This is a genomic window from Pseudomonadota bacterium (assembly GCA_010028905.1).
In the GTDB taxonomy this organism is placed as follows: Bacteria; Vulcanimicrobiota; Xenobia; order RGZZ01; family RGZZ01; genus RGZZ01.
Map to the genome: position 1 here is coordinate 1 of RGZZ01000587.1, position 2818 is coordinate 2818.

A 2818-nucleotide genomic window follows, 5' to 3' on the forward strand; every position below is an offset into this window, starting at 1 on the left:
TGGCGGTTCTCTGCTGACCCGCCCCCGGCAAAGGACCTGCGCGTGTCAGGTCGAACCGATGCCAACGCCCGCCGCCACGACCTCTCATGAAGCAATGGGTCACGCGCGCAGGGCCCAACGCGAGGAGACAGGCATACGTGTGGCTCATCAAGGCATCGCTGCGCAACCCTCACATGGTGGCCGCACTGGTGCTCGTGCTTCTGGTGCTCGGAGGCCTGTCGCTGACACGCATCCCCATCGACATCCTCCCCGTGTTCAACGCGCCCGCGGTCCAGGTGCTTACCTACTACCCCGGCATGCCGGCCTCGTCGATCGAGAAGACCATCACCAACCGCATCGAGCGATGGGTGAGTCAGGCGCCCGGCACACGGCGGGTCGAATCACGGTCGGTGCCTGGGGTGAGCGTCGTGAAGGTGTACTTCCGCGACGATGTCGACCCCAATGAGGCGCTCACCCTTGTGAACTCGCTGGCTCTCGGGGCCATGCCGAACCTTCCCCCGAACACCCTGCCCCCTGTGGCCATGCCGTTCGATGCCACCGGCACGCTGCCCGTGGGCATTCTCACCGTCACCAACCTGACCATGGATGACGCGCGCCAGAAGGACGTGGCGCGCATCAACGTGCGCAACATGCTGGGCGCGGTTCCGGGCTGCATCGCGCCCGTGGTGGTGGGCGGCAAGGACCGCGCGGTGATGGTCTACCTCGACCCGTCGAAGCTCGACGCGCGCGGCATGGCGCCCATGGATGTGGTGTCGGCCTTGCGCCGCGCAAACATGATGGTGAGCCCGGGAACGGCGTACTTCGGAGACAACCAGCTGCTCCTCGACAGCAACGCCATGCCGGAGACAGTGGCCGAGTTCAACGACTTCCCCGTCACGGCGACGGTGCAGCTGCGCGACGTGGGGCGAGCCGAAGACGCGTCGACCATCCAGATGTCGCGGGTGCGCATCAACGATCGAAACGAGGTCTTCGTTCCCGTCTACCGGCAGCGCGGCGCGAGCAGCCTGGCCGTGGTCGATGGGGTGAGATCGTCCATCCCGTCGATGGAAGATCGCCTGCCCCAGGGGACCCGTCTGGCTCTCGTGATGGATCAGACCGTTTCGGTTCGCGCCGCGCTCACCGCTCTTCTTGAGGAAGGGCTGGTGGGCGCGGTGCTCGTCTCGATCATGATCCTCCTCTTCCTCGGAGACTGGCGCATGACCATCATCGCGTCGGCCTCCATCCCCCTGGCGGTGCTGGGGGCCATCATCGGGCTGTACGCCACGGGCAACACGCTCAACACCATGACCCTTGCGGGTCTTGCGCTGGCCATCGGCCCCCTGGTCGACGACGCCATCGTCGAGCTCGAGAACAACCATCGCAACCATGCCATGGGCAAATCACGTGTTCGGGCCGCGCTCGACGGGTGCGCCGAGGTGATGGTGCCTGTGCTCGTGGCCACCTGCACGACCGTGATCGTGCTTTCGCCGCTCGCGCTCATGCCCGGCATCGGTGGGTTCCTCTTCCGACCTCTCACCGTAGCGGTGGGCTTCGCGATGCTCACGTCGTTCCTGCTCTCGCGCACCTTCGTGCCCATGCTGTGCGCGCGATTCCTGCCCGAGACGTCGCATGACGCGGGTCTGGCGAGCGACCACGCGGAGGCTCGCGTCTCCCTGTTCACCCGCGTGGTGAACCGCTTCGGTCGTGCCATCGATGGCATGGTGGCGCGCTACACCGCGCTTCTCGATCACTGCCTCGACCATCGTGGCGCCGTGGCCGGAGCCATCGTGGCGCTGTTCGTGGGTTCGCTTGCCCTGCTGCCCTTCATCGGCCGCGAGTTCTTCCCGCAGATCGACGCGGGCCAGATCATGGTGCGCCTGCGCTGTCCCTCGAACCTCAAGCTCGACGCTTCTGAGAAGCGCGTGAAGGACGTGGAGCGCTTCATCAAGGAGACCATTCCCGAAGCAGACCGCGAGATGATCGTGTCTGAGGTGGGGCTCAACCCCGACTGGTCGGCCGCCTACACCACCAACGCCGGCCAGCAGGACGCGCTCATCCGCCTCCAGCTGCGCCCGACGCGCGCCCGCAGCGCGCAGCAGTATGCCGCGCTGCTGCGCCAGCGCTTCAACGCCGAACCCCGTTTCAACGATCTGCGCGTCGACTTCGACACGTCGGGCATGATCTCCACGGCGCTCAACCTGGGGGCGAGCGCTCCCCTCGACATCGAGGTCATCGGCGCAAAGTGGGACGACGTGATGGCGACGGCAAGACGCATCCGCGATCGGGTTGCGTCGCTCCCTGGCGCCGCCGACGTGCGGGTCAGCCAGCGCGATGACGCCCCCTATCTCACCCTTGAGGTCGACCGCCAGAAGGCCATCAAGCTGGGGCTCACCGCCGAAGATGTGATGCAGCAGGTCGTGGTGGCCATGAACTCGAGCGTGTCGGTGCAGCGCAGCTTCTGGATCGACGCCCAGAGCGGAAACCAGTACTTCGTGGGGGTGCAGTACCCGGAAGACGCGGGCCGCACCCTCGAAGACGTCTTGTCGATTCCGGTGAAGGGCGCTGCGGGGGGGACCTCGGTGAACCTCGGCACGCTCGTCACGCCCAGGCGCAAGGCGGGCGCGGTCGAGGTCACGCACGCCGATCTCCGCCGCGTGGCCAACGTGCAGGTGAGCACGGACGGCGCGCCCATCTCGACGGTGGCCGAGGGGGTGCAGCGCATCATCTCGCAGCAGTCGCTTCCCACGGGCGTGCGCCTGACCATTCGTGGCGAGTACGAGCGCATGGGCGAGACCTTCCGCCTGCTCGGGCTCGGCCTGGCGCTGGCCATCGTGCTGGT

At 66.9% G+C, this 2818-nt stretch carries 1 protein-coding gene; it reads left to right on the plus strand.

Annotated elements, in window-relative coordinates:
• Positions 1–137: 137 nt before the first annotated feature.
• The coding region (locus EB084_23170) for an efflux RND transporter permease subunit (GenBank protein ID NDD31165.1) at positions 138–2818 on the plus strand (2681 nt) is incomplete at its 3' end.